Below are 17,192 nucleotides of genomic sequence, written 5' to 3'. Positions count from 1 at the left end.
ACAACACTCCACTAGAGGGAGCCGGTACAAAAATCGGGGGGAGCCTGATGTTCCACGCTCACGCATTTGGCGCGAAAGGGCCGCACGCCCGTGCAGTCCGTGGCCTGGGAGGAGCTTGAAATGCGAGTCTTAGCGGCTCTGGTTCGTTTCATCAGCGGTATCAACCGCCTGGTTGGAAACGTGTTTTCCTGGTTGGCGCTGGCGATCGTGCTGGTCTGTTTCACCGTCGTGGTGCAGCGCTACCTCTTTTCCACGACTCAGCTCTGGATGCAGGATCTCTACGTCTGGCTGAACGGCGCGATGTTCACCGCCGTCGCCGGCTTCGCGCTTTTGCGCAACGACCACGTGCGCGTTGACATTTTCTACCGCCCGGCCACGACCCGCACCAAGGCGATCATCGACATCATAGGGGTCCTGCTTTTCCTGCTGCCCTTCTGCTTCATCGTCTATGTCTACGGGATCACCTTCGTGCAGCGCTCCTGGCGCATATACGAGGCGTCGGCGAATCCGGGCGGCATGCCGGGACTGTTTGTGCTGAAATCCTTCATCATCGCTTTCGCGGCGCTCATTGCGTTGCAAGGCATTGCAATGCTGATGCGATCGATTCTCGTGCTTGGGCGAAGCGAACACCTTCTCCCCGTTGAACTGCGTTATGAATCCGACGGGAGCGCCCACTGATGGATCTCGTACTTCTCGGCGAGATCCTCGCCGGCCTGATGTTCTTCGGGATCATCGGCTTTTTGATGCTGGGCTTCCCGGTTGCGTTCACCCTCGCCGGCGTTTCGCTGATGTTCGGTGCCGTCGGCATGTGGTTCGGCGTCTTCGATCCGTCGAATTTCGGCTCGCTCGCCAACCGCTACATCGGCTTCATGACCAATGAAGTGCTGGTTGCCGTCCCGCTCTTCATCTTCATGGGCGTCATGCTCGAGCGCTCGAAGATCGCCGAGCAGCTTCTCCTGACCATGGGCAAACTGTTCGGCAACATGCGTGGGGGCCTTGGCATCTCGGTCATTCTCGTCGGCGCGATGCTCGCCGCCTCGACCGGCGTCGTTGGCGCCACCGTCGTCACCATGGGCCTGATCTCGCTGCCGGCGATGCTGCGCGCCGGCTACGACCCGCGCCTTGCCTCGGGCGTCATCTGCGCCTCGGGCACGCTCGGCCAGATCATCCCGCCTTCGACCGTGCTGATCTTCATGGGAGACATGCTGTCCGGTATCAACGCGCAGGTGCAGATGGCCAAGGGCAATTTCGCGCCCTCCCCGGTGTCGGTCGGCGACCTTTTCGCCGGCGCGCTGCTGCCCGGCATTTTGCTCGTCGGTCTTTATCTTGGCTGGATGATCTTCAAGGCGGTCTTCGACCCCGAATCCTGCCCCGCGACGCCCGTTCCTCCTGAGGAGAAGAAGCATCTCGCCCGCGAGGTCGCGGTGGCGCTGATCCCGCCGCTGGCCCTGATCATTGCCGTTCTGGGCTCGATCCTCGGCGGTGTCGCGACGCCGACGGAAGCCGCCTCGGTCGGCGCGGTCGGCGCGATGGTCCTCGCCGCGCTGCGCTGGCGCCTGTCGCTTCGGGTTCTGCGCGAGGCGGTGATCTCGACCGCGACGATCACGTCCATGGTGTTCATCATCCTTTTCGGCGCCTCTGTGTTCTCGATCGTCTTCCGCCTGATGGGCGGCGACAATCTCGTGCACGAGTTCTTGTCGAACCTGCCGGGCGGCGTGATCGGGCCCGTCATCGTCGTGATGGCGATCATGTTCCTGCTCGGCTTCATCCTGGACACGTTCGAGATCATTTTCATCGTGATCCCCATCACGGCGCCGATCCTGCTCAACCTGGGCGTCGATCCGGTGTGGCTGGGTGTGATGGTGGGCGTGAACCTGCAGACTTCGTTCCTAACGCCGCCTTTCGGCTTCGCGCTCTTCTACCTGCGCGGCGTGGCGCCGAGGACGGTCACCACCGGCATGATCTACAAGGGCGTCATTCCGTTCGTCGGCCTGCAGATCCTGGCTCTGGCGCTTCTCTTCCTCTTCCCGGGGATCGCCACCTGGCTGCCACGGTTCCTCTATAGCTGAGGCCGATGATCAACGAAGACGCATTCGCCTATCCGGAGCGGTCCGAAACGATTCGGACCGCGCTGGAACGCACGATGGACGGGCTCGCGGACGGTCACGTGACCCTTCGCGAGCTTCTCCACAATATCGGCGATCACGGTCCGCTGATCTTGTGCGCCGTGCTGACACTGCCCTTCCTCCTGCCGGTCTCGATCCCAGGAGTAAGCACGGCTTTCGGCCTGGCAATCATCTTTCTTGCGGTGGGCATCGTCGCCAACCGCAAACCTTGGCTTCCCGACCGGATCATGGACCGGCCACTAAGTGCCGACAAGCTGAAGGGCGTGCTGACCCGCAGCCTCTCGATCGTCGACCGCGTGGAAAACGTCGTGCGCGAGCGCGCGGTCGCAATCACCGGCTCGTCCTTCGCCAACCGCGTGAATGGGCTTGCGATCCTTGCCTGCGGCATTCTTCTGATGTTCCCGCTCGGCCTCGTGCCCTTCTCGAACACGCTGCCGGCTTTCGCTATTCTCTTCCTGTCGGTCGGCATGGCCCAGCGCGACGGCGTCGTGGTTCTGGCCGGTTATGGCATGCTCGTCGCGACGATCATCTACTTCTCGATCCTCGCCTATGGTGCCTTTGCCGCAGGACGCGGCCTGAGCGGTTTCTTCAGCGGCTGATCCTCCTGAGAAAGGACAAAAGGAAAGGCCCGGAATCGCTCCCGGGCCTTTTTTGCCTGAACCGATCAATCGCGATCAGATCTGGAAGTACTTCTCGCGCGCCTGGATATAGAGCGAGTCCGTGCCTTCGGTCTTATGGCGCACGATGTTGAGCGCGGAGACGAAGCTTTCGGCAGTCTTCTTGGTCAGCGCATCGCTCGAATCGAGCAGGCCCTGCATGATCTCCTTGGCCGCGTTCGCACCGGCCTCGAGAATCTCCTCGGGGAACTGCCTGATCTGAACGCCATGGTCGTTGACGAGCGTCTGCAGCGCGCGCGGATCGTTGGCCGCGAAGTCGGCCGCGACGTAGTCGTACTCGGCAGCGCAGGCACCCTTGATGATCGCCTGGAGGTCGTCCGGCAGCTCCTGGAACTTCGCCTTGTCGACGACACACTCGGTCGCCAGGCCCGGCTCGATGAAGGACGGGAAGTAGTAGTTCTTGGCGATCTGGTGGAAGCCGAGCGCCAGGTCGTTGTACGGACCAACGAACTCAGCCGCATCGAGCGTGCCGGACTGGAGCGCCTGGAAGATTTCGCCCGCCGCCATGTTGGTGACCGAGGCGCCGAGCTTTTCCCACACCTGGCCGCCGAGGCCGGGCGTACGGAAGCGCAAGCCCTGAATGTCGGAAACGCCGGTCAGTTCGTTGCGGAACCAGCCGCCGGCCTGCGTGCCGGTGTCGCCCGACATGAAGCCCTGGACGCCGAACTGGTCGTAAATCTCGTCCCAGATTTCCTGACCGCCGAGGTAGTGGACCCACGCGGTCAGTTCGCGCGAGGTCATGCCATAGGGAACGCCGGTGAAGAAGGACAAGGCCGTCGACTTGTTCTGCCAGTAATAGGCTGCGCCGTGGCTCATCTCGGCCGAACCGTCGATAACGGCATCGAGCGCCTGCAGCGGCGGCACGAGCTCGCCGGCGGCGTAGAGCTGGATCGTCAGGCGGCCGCCCGACATGGCGGTGATGCGATCCGCAAGGCGCTGAGCGCCGACGCCGAGACCCGGGAAGTTCTTCGGCCAGGTCGTAACCATGCGCCAGGTCTGGTTGCCCTGCGCGATGGCGGGAGCGGCAAGCGTGGACGCGGCGACAGCGCCGACGCCGGCAAAGCCTGCCTTGGTGATAAAGGAACGACGATCCATAAGAAAACCTCCCATATACGGACCTCAAAAATACCGGTGTTCGGGAATCCGACGTGGCGTCATCGCGCGTCCTCCCCCCGAGGCCGGGGCGTATAAATACACGCGCCTTCCCCCAAGTCCAGCGCGGATCAGCGCCTCGTGCGGACGTCCCTAACGCCTCGCCCCAACTGCGCAAAACTGCCGCCTGGAGAGGCATGGCGGCGTGTCTCTCCAGATCGCGCCCGCTTGGACCGCGCGCCATTTCGCGCTAAACCTTGTCCATCCAGATTCAACGGACCTTTCGCCATATGACCCAGCCGCTCGTCGCCGTCTCGACAGACATCCGCCAGTTCGAGAACTACACTTGGCACGCTGCCCCGCATCAATATCTCGAGGCGGCGCTCTCGCAAGCCGGTGTGCTGCCGATGATGGTTCCCGCTTTCGGCGACCGGATCGACTACGACGCGCTTTTGAATCGGGTCGACGGCGTCATGCTGACCGGCTCGAAGTCGAATGTTCATCCCTCGCTCTATGGTGGCGACGCGTCGGAAGCCAACGGTCCTTATGACGCCGCGCGCGACGCCACGACCATGCCGCTGATCCGCAAGGCGATCGAACGCGGCGTGCCGCTGCTCGCAATCTGCCGCGGCATCCAGGAACTCAACGTGGCGCTCGGCGGCTCGCTGGCAACCGAAATCCAGGACGGCGAAGGGATGTGGGACCACCGCGCGCCGCAAAGCGACAGCCAAGACGAGCGTTTCGCGATCCGCCAGCCCGTGCGCATCAAGGAAGGCTCGTGTCTCGCAGGCATCTTCGGCCCGCGCGAAATCCAGGTCAATTCGGTTCACCGCCAGGCGATCGGTAACATCGCGCCGCGGTTGCAGGCCGAGGCAGTGGCCGAGGACGGCACGATTGAAGCCGTCTCGGTCATCGACGCGAAGGCATTCGCCGTCGGCGTCCAGTGGCATCCGGAATATTGGGCGGCGAAGGATCGCGCATCCGCGCAGATTTTCGAGGCTTTCGGCGACGCTGTGCGCGCCCATGAAGCACGCCGCGCGGGTCTTTCCCACGCAGCGGCGTAACGTCGGTCAGTCGACGGCGACGAGGCGGATGAGCGGTGACTGCGGCTCGTAGGAGATGTGCGTGTCGCCTTCGGCGGCGGCAAAGCGCACAACGGCGGTACCGTCCCGGCCCAGAAGGTCGATCGTTCCGTCGTCGTTCTGCTCGATCATCGCCACCTGCGCGGCAGGGCTGGCCGAACCGGCACAGGTCGAATCCAGATCGAGGCGCGCAATCTTCTCGCGCACGGCGCCCTGGCTGATCCGGCATTCGAAATCGCCGGAAATGAGTATGAAGTCTCCGGGGTTGTCCGCTTGCGCGCGAGCGGCGCCCGCATTTTCCTGCATGCCGTGCGACAGAGTGGCAATCAGCGCAGTCGTTCCGATGAGAGCGGCAATGGTGGTCTTCATGTGGTCACTCCGTGTCGCCTCCCCGCCCGAGGTTGGACCGTCATGCTTAATGAAGTGTAAAGATCGACCATGTCGCCGATCAGGCCGATCTATCCTCTGCGACTTACATCTACAGTTTCCGGCACCGGCGTCAATGCAGAGCCGTTCGAGAACCAGGCGATCAGATTGTCGACGACGAGGTCGGCCATCGCCTGACGGGTGTGGATCGTCGCCGATCCGACATGCGGCAGCAGCGACGCGTTGGGGGCCGAGAGCAACTCTTCGGGCACGTTCGGCTCATCGTAGAAGACATCGAGGCCGGCCGCATGGATCGTGCCTGAATGCAGCGCGGCGGCGAGCGCCGCCTCGTCCACCGTCGTGCCGCGCCCGATATTCACGAACACGCCCGTTGGCCCGAGCGCGGAAAGGATTTCGGCGTTGATCGCCTTTTCGGTCTGCGGCGTCGACGGCGCGACGGAGATCAGCGTGTCGACATTGGCGGCCATTTCCACGAGCGTGTCGAAATACTGATAGGTGACGCCGTCCACCGGCCGGCGGTTATGATAGCTGATCGGCAGGCCGAATGCTTCGATCCGCCGGGCGATGGCAAGGCCGATCCGCCCCATGCCGAAAATGCCAACGCGGCGCCCGCGCAGCGTGCCGCTGGTGAGGCGATATGGGCCTTCGGCGACCCAGCGCCCGTCTCGCAGCCATTGCTCGGCCTTTGGCAGTTCGCGCACCGCGTTGATCAGGAGCCCGATGGCCGTATCGGCCACCTCCTCCGTCAAGACGTCCGGCGTGTTCGTGACGACGACGTTACGCGTGGCCGCATGTTTCGCGTCGACATGGTCGTAGCCGACGCCGAAGCTTGAGACGATCTCCAGATGAGGGAGCGAATCGATCAGCGAGGCGTCGATGGGAGACGAGGACGCGATGCCCCTGATCTGGGCTGCATGCTGCGAGGAAACCGCATCCCCCGCAGGCCGGTCGGACCGCACGATCTGGAAGACCTCTTCCAACCGCGCCACGGCATGCGGATGAAGACGCCCCGGAATCAGGATCGCCGTCGATTTCAGGTCTGTGGTCATGCGTGTTCCTCCGTTTCAGGGACAGACACTAAGCACGCTTGCGAATTTCCTCAATGAACGCGATCACGAAAATTTTGACCCGGGCTGGGGAAAGCCAGGAACTTTCATTTCGACCCCCCGTTTACTTGTCATCCAACAGCAGTTTCGACTGTCAAAAGATAACAGAGAGGAAAAATCCCATGAAAATGAAGATGATCATTGCTTCCGCCGCGCTTGCTGCGATGTCCGCGACCGCTTTTGCTCAGACCGGTTCTGGTGCTGGTGCGGCCGGTGGATCTGCGAACTCTGAATCGGCCAATGCGATGACTTACGCATCGGATGCCGAGGAGACCATGTGGACCAACAATATGGAATCGATGGGTGGCTTCTTCACCGATGACACGATGTCTGAAATGCGTTCGGAAGAAGAAGTCACGGCGGCTTACGGCGGACTGACGACGGAGCAGCAGGAGCAGCTCAAGGCTGATTGCGAGGCGGCGGAGTTGAACCGCGGCGATTACGGCGAGGTTTCGCTGACGCTCTGCTCGCAGCTCGGCGCACTCTAAGCGATATCGATCGTGAATGATCATGGCGGGCCCGGTGCCCGCCATTTTCATTTGGGGGCCGAAGTGGACTGCCGGACGTGTAGTTCGGGCGTGATCAGGTCCTGGTCGCCATGCACCTCGATACCTGACAGCCGGTCGAGCAGGGCCTTTGCGGCTTGTCGGCCAACCTCGCGTTGTCCGTTCCAAACCGTCGTCAGCGCGGGCGTCGCTATCGCCGCTTCCTCGAGATCGTCATAGCCGGTGACCGAGATATCGATGCCCGGCTTCAGACCAGCACGCGCCAAGCCGTTCATCAGCCCGATCGCAACGAGATCGTTCCAGCACACAGCGGCCGTCGGCTTCTCGGGCAGATTCAAGAACTGGCTCGCGGCATCGAACCCGCCCAGCTTGGTGCGAGGACCGGCGATGCGCCATTCCGGCCGCGGCTCGAGCCCTGCCCTTTCCATCGCCACGACATAGCCTCGATAGCGCTCGCGGCCTGTCGACGTCTGATCGGTGCCGCCGATCATGGCGATCCGGCGATGGCCGAGCCCAATCAGGTGGTCGGTTGCCAGCCCTACGCCATAAGCGTCGTCGCCGCGAAACACGGGCACATCCGCGCCCTCCACAGAACGCGCGATGAGCACGGCAGGCAGGCCGTTGTCCTCGGCAAGCGCGATGTCCGACGCCGGAGTGCCGATCGCAGGCGACATGATCACGCCATCGGCACCGAGTTGCAGCAGCGTGTCGATGAAATTGCGCTGCTTTTCGAGTTCGTCATAATGGTTGGAGAGGATGAAGGTCTGCCGCGAGCGGTCCAGTTCGTGCTCGATCGACTTCAGGATTTCGGCGAAGAACGGGTTCATGATGTCGTGCACGACGACGCCGACGATGCCCGAGCGCGACGTGCGCAGCGAAGCGGCGCGGCGATTGTAGATGTAGCCGATCTCGCGGGCGTGTTCCTTGATCCGCTCGCGCGTCGCGTCTGCGACCAACGGACTGTCGCGGAGCGCCAGCGACACGGTCGCGGTGGAGACCCCGAGCGAGTCTGCGATGGTCGACAGCTTGATCTTCTGGCCCAGGACTTCCCCTCCCGGAAAACGGCGCAGGATTAAACCGTTTAAACCTATGCCATCGGCAGGCAGGGATTCAAAGCTTTTTTGCCAGGTCCCGCGCTTCCGAATTGGGAACGGAGCGGCTTTGCAGCCGCAAACGGCTTTCGCGATGGACGATGTAAAGCCCGCTTGACACGATGATCGCCGAGCCGATCAGCGTCCAGCGATCGGGAAGGTCGCCGAAAACGAGGAAGCCGAGCGCGATCATCCAGACCATCTGGAGATAAGGATAGGGCGCCAGCGCCGACGTTGTCGCCTGCTTGTAGGCATGGATCAGGAGCCAATGCCCGAACGCGCCGTAGAAGCCGAGCGACAGGAGCACCACCCATTGCACTCCGGTTTCGGGCACCGACGCCGAGAATGGCAATGTCGGCGCCATCAGGATTACCGGCGCGAGCGCAGAATAGAAGATCAGGCTTTCGGCCGTTTCCCGCGCGCCCATCTGCCGCGTCATGATGACATAGACGCAGTAGGAGAGCATCGCGCCGAGCGCATAGACATGGCCGAATCCGAACGTGCCGTAGCCCGGGCGCGTGATGACGAGTACGCCAATGAAGCCGATCAGCACCGCAAGCCATCGCCGCCAGCCCGCCCATTCGCCCAGGAGCGGCCCGGCGAGCGCCGTGATGACCATCGGCGCGAAGAAGAAGATCGAGACCGTCTCGGCAAGTTGAAGCGTGCGAAGCGCGAGGAAATTGAAGAAGGTCGAGCCGAACAGGAACAGGCCGCGCACCACCTGCTTCGGCAGGCTGATGACCTTGAACATCGCGCGATTGGACCATGCGCGGAACAGGACCAGCACCAGCACGACATGAACTGCAAAGCGCGTCCACGCGACGAAGGGCGCGTCCATGCCGGAAACGACCAGATACTTGGCGCTCGTGTCGAGGCAGGAGAAGATCAGGCCCGCTGCGAGGACCAGCAATATGGCCCGTAGAGGTGTAGCGGTATCGGAAGACGGGGAGGAATGAGGCACGCGATCGGGCATCCGGCTGGTTGCGTCCTCACGTTTGGAAGCTTCCCGCGGCAAGCGCAAGCAAAAAGCTGAACATGATCAGAATATGCGATCAGGCGTGGCTTCGAGGATCTCGTCCTCGGCGTCCTCTTCGTCCTCTTCGTCCTCGACGATTTCGGACAAATTTGCCTCGATGCGCGACAAAAGCTTGGCAAGAAGCTTCTGGTCCTTCTTGTCGAGCCCCTTGAGAGCCTGCTTCTCGGTCTTCTTCAGCGTCTTCTCGATCGAGCGGATCGCCTCCCGGCCCGGCTCGGCGAGATGAACATGCGCCTGGCGGGCATCGGTCTCGGAAGCCTGCTTGGTGAGGAACCCCTGCACCTGCAGCCGGTTGATCGTCTTGGTGATGGTCGGCGGGCGAACGCCGAGGCGTTGTGCGAGTTGGCCCGGCGTCTGGCCGTCCTGATCCGCCAACGCCATGATGATCTGCTCCTGTCCGGCATAAAGTCCATGCGCCAGAAGTCGCGCCGCGAGCGCGGTGCGCGTCAGGCGCGCGGCCGATTGAAGCCGCATCACCGTTGCCCGCTTTTCGCCTTTCGCCATGAAACTCTCCCCTCGGCCGATCGCTTGCGTCGCGGCGCGCGCCTGATAGCCTGCCGCGTTCTGCAAGCCCCCTCTTACGAAAGCCACATATCAGAAAGATGACAGCCAGCGAAGCAACTGCCCCAGGCGACATCGCCGTGCTGCCGCTCGGCGCGACCGAGCAGCACGGTCCGCACCTTCCCTTCGAGACCGACACACTGATCGCCGAGGCGCTCGCGAGCCGGCTCAAGTCCCGCTTGGCCGGCGAACTCCCGGTCACATTCCTGCCGGCCGAGCCGATCGGCTATTCGATAGAGCACATGGACGTGCCGGGCACGAAAAGCCTGACCTTCAACGAGGCCATCGACCGCTGGATCGGCATCGGCGCAAAGCTGTCGGAGCTTGGCACCAAAAAGCTCGTCATGCTCAACGCCCATGGCGGAAACTCGCCCTTGATGACGATCGTCGCAACCGAACTGCGCGTGCGTCACTCCATGCTGGCGGTGGCGACGAGCTGGACGCGGTTCGGCTACCCCTCCGACATCGTGACAGGGGAGGAAAAGGCGCTCGGCATCCATGGCGGGCTGATCGAGACGAGCGTGATGCTCGCGATTCGCCCGGACCTTGTCGACATGGGCAAGGCGCGCGACTTCCCTTCGGCGCAATCGCGCTTCGAAAGAAACTTCACCCATCTGCGCGCCTACGGCCCGCATGCCTTCGGATGGAAGATCTCCGACCTGTCGCCCGACGGCGTTGCCGGCAATGCGGCCACAGCGACCGCGGAAAAGGGCGAACGCATAATCGACCACGCGGTCGCCGGCCTTGCCGACCTCATGCGCGACGTCGCGAAATTCGATCTCTCGACTTTTTCCTGACCCCCGTGCAAAACGCGGCCAGCGGTCCTATATGGGGCCGACCTCATCCCATCCTCCCTTTAAGGAGACGCCGTCCATGTCCGACGCGCAGGCCCAAATCCCCGTCACCGTCCTTACCGGCTATCTCGGTTCCGGCAAGACGACGCTCTTGAACCGCATCCTTTCGGAAGACCACGGCAAGCGCTACGCCGTCATCGTCAACGAGTTCGGCGAGATCGGCATCGACAACGACCTGATCGTGGAGTCCGATGAGGAAATCTACGAGATGAACAATGGCTGCATCTGCTGCACGGTGCGCGGCGACCTGATCCGCACCGTCGAGACGCTGATGCGCCGCCCGGGCCGCTTCGATGCGATATTGGTCGAGACGACCGGCCTTGCCGACCCGGCCCCCGTCGCCCAGACCTTCTTCATGGACGACGACGTGCGCGCCAAGACCCGGCTCGACGCCGTCGTCGCGCTTGTCGACGCCAAGCACCTGCCGCTGCGCCTGAAGGATTCGCGCGAGGCCGCCGACCAGATTGCCTTCGCCGACGTCGTCGTCCTGAACAAGACCGACCTCGTTTCCGAGGACGAGCTGCGCCAGGTCGAGGCTTCCATCCGCCGCATCAACCCGTCGGCCCGCATTCACCGCACCGAGCGCTCGGCCGTGAACCTGACCGACGTCCTCGATCGCGGCGCGTTCGACCTGAAGCGTGCGCTCGACAACGATCCGCACTTCCTCGACAACGACCATGATCACGAGCACAGCCACGATCATGACGACCATGATCACCACCACGATCATGCGCATTCGCACATCGAGGAATCGGGCGTCAGGTCGATTTCGCTGCGTGGGGGCGACATGGACCCGAAGAAGTTCTTCCCCTGGCTGGAAAAGACCACTCAGATGGACGGCCCCAGCATCCTGCGCCTCAAGGGCATCATCGCGATCAAGGACGACCCGGAGCGCTATGTGGTGCAGGGTGTCCACATGATCATCGAGGGCGACCACCAGCGCGCGTGGAAGGACGGGGAAAGGCGTGAGAGCCGGCTGGTGTTCATCGGGCGTGAGCTCGACGAGGAGCGCCTGCGGCGCACCTTCGAAGCGTGTCAGGCATAGGAAGCCCACCGACCCATGCCCACAGTCGCACCGCTCGATCTTTCCGCCCATTGCATCACGGCGGCGTTCATTTCCGACGTTCCGCATTTCGCGCTGGCCGACGGCACCGTTCACCGCCTCGACTACGGCCACAAGCACATCGATGCCCATGAGGGCGGGCTGCTCTGCGCGGCCGCCAACCAGACGCGCGATCGGCTTCTGACCGGGGGCGAGGACGGCAAGGTGCTCGCTCTTGGCGCCGACGGCGCGAGCGAGACGCTCGCCGAGATCGGCCGCAAATGGGTTTCGGCCATCGCGGCCGGCCCGCGCGGCGCCGTCGCCTTCGCCACCGGCCGGACCGCCCATGTGCGCTTGCCCGACGGGACGATGAAGAGCTTCGACCATGCGCGCACCGCAGAGGGCCTCGCCTTCGCACCGAAAGGTATGCGCATCGCGGTTGCCCGCTACAATGGCGCGACGCTTCATTTTCCCGCCGCGGCGGGCAAGCCCACGGAACTCGAATGGGCCGGCGCCCATATCGGCATCACCTTTTCGCCGGACGGCAATTTCCTCGTAACTGCCATGCAGGAAAACGCGCTTCACGGCTGGAAGCTCGCCGACGGCAAGCACATGCGCATGGCCGGCTATCCGGCCAAGGTGAAGAGCCTGTCCTGGGGGCCGAAGGGCAAGTGGCTGGCAAGCTCGGGCGCGCCGGCGGCGATCGTCTGGCCGTTCCAGGCCAAGGACGGCCCGATGGGCAAGGCGCCGCTCGAACTCGGCACGCGCGGCGACACGATGGCCACCGCCGTCGCCTTCCATCCGACCGAGGAAATCCTCGCCATCGGCTATGGCGATGGCATGGTGATGGCCGTGCGCGTGGCCGACGCCAAGGAAGTGCTGCTGCGCCGGCCGGGCAAGGGCGCGATCACCTCGATGGACTGGGACCGCGAAGGCCGGCGGATCGCTTTCGGCTCGCAGACGGGCGAATGCGGCGTCATCGACGTCGCCGGCTGATCAGAGCTCCCTGACGAAATAGCGAACCGTCTTGGCGCCATAGCCGCCGGTGCCGACCACCCGAAAGCCCAGCGCTGCGTGGAAGCCGTCGGAGGCGGGATTCGGCGGATCGAGATTGACCTCGCAGGCGATCATGGCGTGACCGTCAGCGGCGGCCTGCTCGAAAAGCGCCGCGTAGAGCCGGCGCGCAAGGCCCCGGCCCCGTGCATGATCGGCGACCGCGATGCGATCGACATAGGCGAAACGCGCATAGCGCTCACGGAACCAGAGAAAGTTTGGGCTGTCGTAGTCGCTCGTCTCGTCGAACGCGATGAGGAACACATCCGCCTTGCCGCAGACGCGGGCGAAGTAGGCCGCCTCGACGAGCCGAGCAAGACGTGAAGCCGTCAGCGGCGACAATTCATTCTCGTGCAGCCTGTTCAGTTCCAGAACGGGCGCAAGCAGGGCGGGTGTGATCGGATCGAGCGTCGTCATTGCTGACCCTGTGTCCGCTTCCCCCCACCGCGTCAAGCGATTGCCGGACCGGATTCGCCGCGCTAGAACCGGCGGCGATTGGAGCTCATCTGATGGACGGACAGGTCTCGCAGGCGATAGGCGGCGTCGACGTTGCGCGCATCCGCGAATTGCGCGCACGCGAGGAGCGCGCCTTTGCCAGGGCGCGGCCGAAATCGCAAAAGGCGGCCGGGCACGGCCTGACCGGCTTTCTCGGCGGCGTGCCCATGCACTGGATGGCCGACTGGCCAATGCCTTTTCCGATGGTCGTCGACGAGGCGTCCGGCGCGCGCCTGACCGACATCGACGGCAATGCGCTCGACGATTTTTGCCTCGGCGACACCGGCTCCATGTTCGGCCATTCGCCCGCGCCCGTGGCCAGGGCGGTCCGCCGGCAGGCGCGGCGTGGCCTGACCTATATGCTGCCGAGCGAGGACGCGCTCGAACTCGGCAGCCTCCTCTCGGACATGTTCGGCCTGCCCTTCTGGCAGATCGCCACGACCGCAAGCGACGCCAACCGCTTCGCGCTGCGCGTGGCAAGAGCGGTGACGGGACGCGACAAGATCCTCGTCTTCAACGGCTGCTATCACGGCGCGGTCGACGAGACGATGGTGCGGCTGAAGGACGGAAAGCCCGTCAACCGCCCCGGTCTCGCCGGCGAATTCCGTGACTTGGCGAAGGCAACGCGCATCGTCGAATTCAACGATGTCGCGGCGCTGGAGCGTGAGCTTGCGCATGGCGACGTCGCCTGCGTCATCACCGAGCCTGTCCTGACCAATTCCTGCATGGTGCTGCCCGATGAAGGCTTCCATGCCGCCCTGCGCGCCGCGACGCGCAGGCACGGTACGCTGCTTCTGATCGACGAGACGCACACGATTTCGACCGCCCGCGGCGGCTACACCGCGGCCCATGGGCTGGAGCCCGATCTGTTCGTGCTGGGCAAGCCGGTTGCCGGCGGGATTCCGGCCAGCGTCTGGGGCATGAGCGGCGCCGTCGCGGCCCGCTGGGCAACCTATCAGGCGGCGAAAGAGCCCGGTCATTCCGGCATGGGCACGACGCTTTCCGCCAACCCTTTGCAGTTCGCCGCGATGCGCGCGACGCTGGAAGAGGTGATGACGCAGGACGCCTACGACCACATGGAAAAGTTGGCCGCGCGGCTGGAAAAAGGGCTCGGCAAGGTGATTGCGCGGCACCGCCTGCCCTGGCATGTCGCCCGCGTCGGCGCGCGCGTCGAGTTCATCTGTGGGCCCGGACCGTTGCGGAATGGCGGCGAGGCGCAGGCCGCGCACCAGCCCGAACTTGAAGCGGCGATCCATCTGGCGCTGGTCAATCGCGGCTGCCTCACCGCGCCGTTCCACAACATGATGCTCATCTCGCCGGCAACGCGGAAGCGGCAGGTGGACAGGCTGGTCGGGGCGTTTGGCGAGATTGCGGAGGCCCTGACGGCATGACCTCTCCCTCAGGCTCCACCCTTTCCGAAGCCCGCGACTTCCTCGCCGCCCACCCGGACATCGAAGCCTTCGACATCGTTCTCACCGACGCCAACGGCATCGGGCGTGGCAAGATCATCCGACGCCACGAACTGATCGGGCTCTACGAGAACGGCCGGCACCTGCCGATCTCGATCCTCGGCCTCGACATCGTCGGCGAGGACGTACACGAGACGGGATTGATCTGGGATTCGGGCGATGGCGACCTGCGCGCCTGGCCGATCCCCGGCACGCTCGTTCCGCTCCACGGCACCCTGCCGAGGCGGGGGCAGGTGTTGATGGCGATGTACCAGCTCAATGGTGCGCCGATGGGCTCCGACCCGCGCCATGCGCTCGCGCGGCAGGTCGCGGCCTTCGCAACAAAGGGGCTCAAGCCTGCCGGCGCTTTCGAGCTGGAGTTCTTCCTGCTCGCCAACGAGCGCGACGGCAATGGCCGCATCCAGCCCGCCCGCGCGGTTCTCGACGGGCTCGCGAGCGCCAAGACCGAGGTTTATTCAGTCGATCATCTGCACGGCATGGAACCGCTTTTCTCGGACATCTATGCGGCCGCGAAGGCGCAAGGCATTCCGGCCGAGACCGTGATCTCCGAATACGCACCCGGCCAGTACGAACTGACGCTGAACTACCGCAACGACATGCTGCGCGCCGCCGACGATCTCCTGATGCTGAAGCGTCTGGTGCGGCTGCAGGCGCGCCGGCACGGCGTCACCGCATGCTTCATGGCAAAGCCGATCGAGGACTATGCCGGCTCGGGCATGCACCTGCACGTTTCGATGCAGGACAAGGCCGGCCACAACGTCTTCATGGAGGAGGAGGAAGGCGCCTGGAGCGACACGATCCTTCACGCGCTCGGCGGCCTCGCCGGAACGATGGGCGAATCGATGCTCGTCTTTGCCCCGCACGCCAATTCCTGGCGGCGGTTCGTTTCGCAATCCTATGCGCCCGTCGCACCGACATGGGGGGTCAACAACCGCTCCGTCGCGCTGAGAATTCCGGCCGGGTCGAAATCGGCGCGCCGCATCGAACACCGCCCTTCGGGCGTCGACGCCAATCCCTATCTGGTCGCCGCGACCGTCCTCGCCGGCATCGCCAAGGGCATGGGCGAGCGGGTCGATCCCGGCCCGGAGACGGTCGGAAACGGCTATGCGGACGAAGCGAATGGACGGCCCGCCATGCCAGCCAACTGGCTCGCCGCGATCGAAGCCGCCGAAGGCTCGGCCTTCCTCAAATCCGCGCTAGGACCGGAGATGCATCACACCTTTTGCGCCATAAAGCGTGCAGAACATCTGCGCGTTGCGCGCACGGTGAGCGAGTTCGACTACCACCTCTATTTGCACACGGTCTGAGTTTTCGACACTTCACGTCAAAGTTTATAGCGCTCGCCGTCGTTAGAACATATCAAGAACGAATGAGCGTTCTTTCGACCCGCGACAAGCTGGCGATCCTTTCGGATGCCGCCAAATACGACGCCTCCTGCGCCTCCTCGGGCGCGGCCAAGCGCAACTCACTGAAATCGGGTGGCATCGGTTCAACCGAGGGCATGGGCATCTGCCATTCCTATGCGCCGGACGGGCGCTGCATCTCGCTCCTGAAGATCCTGCTGACCAATTTCTGCATCTACGATTGCAGCTATTGCATCAACCGTTCCTCCTCCAATGTGAAGCGCGCACGATTTTCGATCGACGAGGTCGTGCGGCTTACGCTGGAATTCTACAAGCGCAATTACATCGAGGGCCTGTTCCTGTCCTCCGGCATCATCCGCTCGCCTGACGAGACGATGGGCGAGATCGTGGAGATCGCGCGCCGGCTTCGGGTCGACGAAAAGTTCGGCGGCTACATCCACCTGAAGACCATCCCGGAATGTTCGCCCGAACTGCTCGAGCAGGCCGGTCTTTACGCCGATCGCCTGTCGATCAATGTCGAACTGCCGACCGACGAGGGCGTGAAGCGACTGGCGCCGGAAAAGCGACCCGAGACGATCCGCGTCTCGATGGCAAAGCTGCGCTCCAAGATCGAGGAGAAGTCCGAGCCGACACTGAAGACGAAGAAGCGCCAGCGTTTCGCGCCCGGCGGCCAGTCGACGCAGATGATCATCGGCGCGGATGCAACGAACGACGCCGACATCCTCGGCACCAGCGCGCGGCTCTACGGCAGCTACCAGCTTCGCCGCGTCTACTATTCCGCCTTCAGCCCGATCCCGGACGCATCGTCCGCGCTGCCGCTGTTGAAACCGCCGCTCATGCGCGAGCACCGGCTTTACCAGGCCGACTGGCTGATGCGCTTCTACGGCTTCGACCGACACGAGATCGTCGCGGGCCGGCAGGACGGAATGCTCGACCTGGAGATCGACCCGAAGCTTTCTTGGGCGCTCGCCAATCGCGGCGCCTTCCCGGTCGACGTCAACCGCGCGCCGCGCGAAATGCTCCTGCGCGTGCCCGGTTTCGGCACCAAGGCGGTGAAGAAGATGCTCGACGTGCGCCGCTATCGGCGCCTGCGGCTCGAGGATGTCGGTCGGCTCTGCCAATCCATTGCCAAGGTCCGTCCCTTCATCGTCGCCGACGGCTGGTCGCCGGGCGGCGCGACAGATGCGGAACATCTGCGGGCGCGGTTGGTTGGCAAGCCGATACAGCTAAGCCTGTTTTGAGATGGCTTTC

At 63.9% G+C, this 17,192-nt stretch carries 18 protein-coding genes; 11 read left to right on the top strand and 7 right to left on the bottom strand.

Annotated features, from left to right (window positions below; translation table 11 throughout):
* Positions 1-90 precede the first annotated feature (90 nt).
* The 3 genes from GTK01_RS05470 to GTK01_RS05460 are packed head-to-tail and all read left to right on the top strand — an operon-like array spanning position 91 to position 2,725.
* Positions 91-678 (top strand): TRAP transporter small permease subunit, encoded by a 588-nt coding sequence (locus GTK01_RS05470; protein WP_252924857.1) that lies wholly within the window; start codon positions 91-93, stop codon positions 676-678.
* Positions 678-2,069, top strand: coding sequence for a TRAP transporter large permease subunit (locus GTK01_RS05465; RefSeq protein WP_252924856.1), 1,392 nt, complete (start codon positions 678-680; stop codon positions 2,067-2,069). The genes GTK01_RS05470 and GTK01_RS05465 overlap by 1 nt, the downstream gene beginning before the upstream one ends.
* A gap of 5 nt (positions 2,070-2,074) precedes the next feature.
* The gene (locus GTK01_RS05460) at positions 2,075-2,725 is read left to right on the top strand and encodes an exopolysaccharide biosynthesis protein (RefSeq protein ID WP_252924855.1); all 651 of its coding nucleotides are present in this window, start codon (positions 2,075-2,077) and stop codon (positions 2,723-2,725) included.
* 75 nt (positions 2,726-2,800) lie between these two features.
* Here the strand turns inward: GTK01_RS05460 and GTK01_RS05455 are convergent, their stop codons facing one another.
* Positions 2,801-3,898: a TRAP transporter substrate-binding protein gene (locus GTK01_RS05455; RefSeq protein ID WP_252924854.1), complete on the bottom strand. Its 1,098-nt coding sequence runs from the start codon at positions 3,896-3,898 to the stop codon at positions 2,801-2,803.
* 287 nt (positions 3,899-4,185) lie between these two features.
* Between GTK01_RS05455 and GTK01_RS05450 the strand changes: the two genes are divergently transcribed.
* Complete coding sequence (locus GTK01_RS05450; protein ID WP_252924853.1) at positions 4,186-4,959, top strand: gamma-glutamyl-gamma-aminobutyrate hydrolase family protein; 774 nt, start codon at positions 4,186-4,188, stop codon at positions 4,957-4,959.
* A 6-nt stretch (positions 4,960-4,965) separates the two neighbouring features.
* Here GTK01_RS05450 and GTK01_RS05445 read toward each other — a convergent pair whose 3' ends face one another.
* Together GTK01_RS05445 and GTK01_RS05440 are read right to left on the bottom strand one after the other, a co-directional pair.
* Positions 4,966-5,346 carry a hypothetical protein gene (locus GTK01_RS05445; protein ID WP_252924852.1) on the bottom strand — a complete coding sequence of 127 codons (381 nt, stop codon included), beginning with the start codon at positions 5,344-5,346 and terminating at the stop codon, positions 4,966-4,968.
* Positions 5,347-5,435: 89 nt separating this feature from the next.
* Positions 5,436-6,413, bottom strand: a complete 978-nt coding sequence (locus GTK01_RS05440; RefSeq protein WP_252924851.1) for a 2-hydroxyacid dehydrogenase — start codon at positions 6,411-6,413, stop codon at positions 5,436-5,438.
* Positions 6,414-6,592: 179 nt separating this feature from the next.
* Between GTK01_RS05440 and GTK01_RS05435 the strand changes: the two genes are divergently transcribed.
* On the top strand, positions 6,593-6,958 hold the full coding sequence (locus tag GTK01_RS05435; RefSeq protein ID WP_252924850.1) for a hypothetical protein: 366 nt from the start codon (positions 6,593-6,595) through the stop codon (positions 6,956-6,958).
* 47 nt (positions 6,959-7,005) lie between these two features.
* Here GTK01_RS05435 and GTK01_RS05430 read toward each other — a convergent pair whose 3' ends face one another.
* The 3 genes from GTK01_RS05430 to GTK01_RS05420 form a co-directional block, all read right to left on the bottom strand.
* Positions 7,006-8,019: a LacI family DNA-binding transcriptional regulator gene (locus GTK01_RS05430; RefSeq protein ID WP_252925059.1), complete on the bottom strand. Its 1,014-nt coding sequence runs from the start codon at positions 8,017-8,019 to the stop codon at positions 7,006-7,008.
* Positions 8,020-8,086: 67 nt separating this feature from the next.
* Positions 8,087-9,040 (bottom strand): DMT family transporter, encoded by a 954-nt coding sequence (locus GTK01_RS05425; protein ID WP_252924849.1) that lies wholly within the window; start codon positions 9,038-9,040, stop codon positions 8,087-8,089.
* Between the two features lie 66 nt (positions 9,041-9,106).
* Positions 9,107-9,607, bottom strand: coding sequence for a MarR family winged helix-turn-helix transcriptional regulator (locus GTK01_RS05420; protein ID WP_252924848.1), 501 nt, complete (start codon positions 9,605-9,607; stop codon positions 9,107-9,109).
* Between the two features lie 98 nt (positions 9,608-9,705).
* Here GTK01_RS05420 and GTK01_RS05415 point away from each other — a divergent pair, with 98 nt between their 5' ends.
* From GTK01_RS05415 to GTK01_RS05405, 3 genes are all read left to right on the top strand, one after another.
* Positions 9,706-10,461 (top strand): creatininase family protein, encoded by a 756-nt coding sequence (locus GTK01_RS05415; protein ID WP_252924847.1) that lies wholly within the window; start codon positions 9,706-9,708, stop codon positions 10,459-10,461.
* 76 nt (positions 10,462-10,537) lie between these two features.
* Positions 10,538-11,563: a GTP-binding protein gene (locus GTK01_RS05410; RefSeq protein ID WP_252924846.1), complete on the top strand. Its 1,026-nt coding sequence runs from the start codon at positions 10,538-10,540 to the stop codon at positions 11,561-11,563.
* Positions 11,564-11,578: 15 nt separating this feature from the next.
* Positions 11,579-12,556, top strand: a complete 978-nt coding sequence (locus GTK01_RS05405) for a WD40 repeat domain-containing protein (protein WP_252924845.1) — start codon at positions 11,579-11,581, stop codon at positions 12,554-12,556.
* Here the strand turns inward: GTK01_RS05405 and GTK01_RS05400 are convergent, their stop codons facing one another.
* A complete protein-coding gene (locus tag GTK01_RS05400; RefSeq protein WP_252924844.1) occupies positions 12,557-13,030 on the bottom strand; it encodes a GNAT family N-acetyltransferase in 474 nt (157 codons plus the stop codon).
* Between the two features lie 92 nt (positions 13,031-13,122).
* Here GTK01_RS05400 and GTK01_RS05395 point away from each other — a divergent pair, with 92 nt between their 5' ends.
* The 3 genes from GTK01_RS05395 (at position 13,123) to GTK01_RS05385 (ending at position 17,182) form a co-directional block, all read left to right on the top strand.
* Positions 13,123-14,499, top strand: coding sequence for an aspartate aminotransferase family protein (locus GTK01_RS05395; RefSeq protein ID WP_252924843.1), 1,377 nt, complete (start codon positions 13,123-13,125; stop codon positions 14,497-14,499).
* Positions 14,496-15,884, top strand: coding sequence for a glutamine synthetase family protein (locus GTK01_RS05390; protein WP_252924842.1), 1,389 nt, complete (start codon positions 14,496-14,498; stop codon positions 15,882-15,884). Before GTK01_RS05395 ends, GTK01_RS05390 begins: the two co-directional genes overlap by 4 nt.
* Before the next feature lie 62 nt (positions 15,885-15,946).
* Positions 15,947-17,182, top strand: coding sequence for a putative DNA modification/repair radical SAM protein (locus tag GTK01_RS05385; RefSeq protein ID WP_252924841.1), 1,236 nt, complete (start codon positions 15,947-15,949; stop codon positions 17,180-17,182).
* Positions 17,183-17,192: the final 10 nt, after the last annotated feature.

The sequence above is a fragment of the Aliihoeflea sp. 40Bstr573 genome (assembly GCF_024105655.1).
Classification (GTDB): domain Bacteria; phylum Pseudomonadota; class Alphaproteobacteria; order Rhizobiales; family Rhizobiaceae; genus Aliihoeflea.
This window is presented reverse-complemented; position numbering and strand designations above follow the sequence as displayed.